General features: G+C 40.2%; 1 protein-coding gene. It reads left to right on the top strand.

Annotation, left to right across the window (positions count from 1 at the left end; all coding sequences use genetic code 11):
• Positions 1–198 precede the first annotated feature (198 nt).
• The gene (thrC, locus tag ACEW8U_RS07845) at positions 199–1,518 is read left to right on the top strand and encodes a threonine synthase (protein WP_373521485.1); all 1,320 of its coding nucleotides are present in this window, start codon (positions 199–201) and stop codon (positions 1,516–1,518) included.
• The last annotated feature ends 338 nt before the right edge of the window (positions 1,519–1,856 follow it).

The raw sequence follows: 1,856 nt of genomic DNA, 5'->3' as shown, positions 1-1,856 counted from the left end.
CCCCCCCACCCCACCTCCCAACAAGACGACCCCGGTGGCCGAGCTTGCCGAGGCCAGAATGATTATCCTAAATGTCATTACCGTTTCTGAACATTTCCAAAATGTTAAAAACTTGGGGAGCCAAGAAATCAAAACATAGCTTATAAATAGACAGATAATTTTAAAATTTTTCAATTTTCCAATCCTAACCAAACCCCTATGAACTTCTACAGCACCAATAACCCAACCCATCTTGTCAGCCTCAAAGAAGCTGTGGTCAAGGGACTTGCACCGGATCAGGGATTGTATATGCCTGTTGAAATCCCGGTGATGCCTAAGGCATTTTTTGATCAGTTGCCGGAAATGACCTTTAAGGAAATAGGGTATGAGGTGATTGGGAAGCTTTTTGGGAATGAATTGAGCAATGAGCAAATCAAGGAATTGGTGAACCATACCTTGGCATTTGATGCGCCTTTGGTAGAAGTGGAGGACGGTATTTATAGCCTTGAACTTTTCCATGGACCTACTTTGGCATTCAAGGATTTTGGGGCGAGGTTTTGTTCCAAATTGATGTCGATATTGATGGAAGGGGAAGAAAGGAAAGTGCGGGTCCTGGTTGCCACCTCAGGGGATACAGGCAGTGCAGTGGCCAATGGATTTTTCAAAGTGGATGGAGTAGAGGTCATCGTCCTTTATCCCAAAGGTAAGGTCAGCGAATTGCAGGAAAAGCAGTTTACCACATTAGGTGAAAATGTGATAGCTATTGAAGTGGATGGGGTTTTTGATGATTGTCAGACATTGGTGAAGCAGGCATTTTTGGATAAGGAACTCAATGAGAAAATGTTGTTGACCTCAGCCAACTCGATCAATGTCGCCAGGTGGATTCCACAGTGCCTTTATTATTTCTATGCCATATCAAGGCTTCCTAAATCAGATAAGAAAATAGCGGTTTCTGTTCCCAGTGGTAATTTCGGTAACCTCGGAGCAGGTATCTTGGCTGAGAGAATGGGTCTGCCCATTGCCCAGTTTATTGCATCTACAAACATCAATAAGGTAGTTCCGGATTATCTTGAAGGCGGGCCTTTTGCCTCCAAACCTTCCATCGGTACCATTAGCAACAGCATGGATGTAGGCAATCCAAGCAACTTTTATAGGCTCTTGGCGCTGTACGGCAATGATAAAAAACTGTTCCGCCAAAAAGTAAAAGGTTTTTTCTTTGATGATCAGGATACCAAAAATGCCATGATAAAAGTTAGGGATATGTCAGGCTACATTTTGGATCCCCATGGTGCTGTTGGATATTTGGGATTGAGAAATTTTATGAAAATGAATCCTGGAGAATACATCGGTATTTTTCTTGAAACCGCTCATCCTGCCAAATTCAAATATGTAGTAGATAAAACCTTGGGCATCGACCTACCGATCCCAGATAGGTTAAAGGAGTTTATGAAAGGTGAAAAACAAGTATTGGCTATGGGGAATGATTTTGGGGAGTTTAAGGAGTTTTTAACCACAGATTTCACAAATGGGCACAGATAGGGTAAGTTAAAAATGAAAAAACAAGTGAGTGTCTGACTCTTGTTTTCCCTTATTGGAATATCAAACGCCCAAGTGAGTGTCTTCACTCACTTTTTTTACTACTAAGTTTATAACCTGAAATCGAGTGTCTCACTCACTTTTCGCTCACTGAATTTCATTTAAGAGTATACCAATTGAATACCCACATTATGACAAAATTATTTCTTATCAATTTTTAAAATTTTAACATTGGAATTAAAATTAAAAAATTAATTTTGCCACCGATTCACCTTATTATTTCTATGAAAAGTATCATATTGTTTTGCTTTTTTTATGGCGTATGCTTTCTTTCATTGGCC

Origin of the sequence: Aquiflexum sp. (assembly GCF_041751335.1) — a bacterium.
In the GTDB taxonomy this organism is placed as follows: domain Bacteria; phylum Bacteroidota; class Bacteroidia; order Cytophagales; family Cyclobacteriaceae; genus Aquiflexum.
Note: the sequence above shows the minus strand (reverse complement) of the source record. Positions and strands in the feature narration are given on the sequence as shown.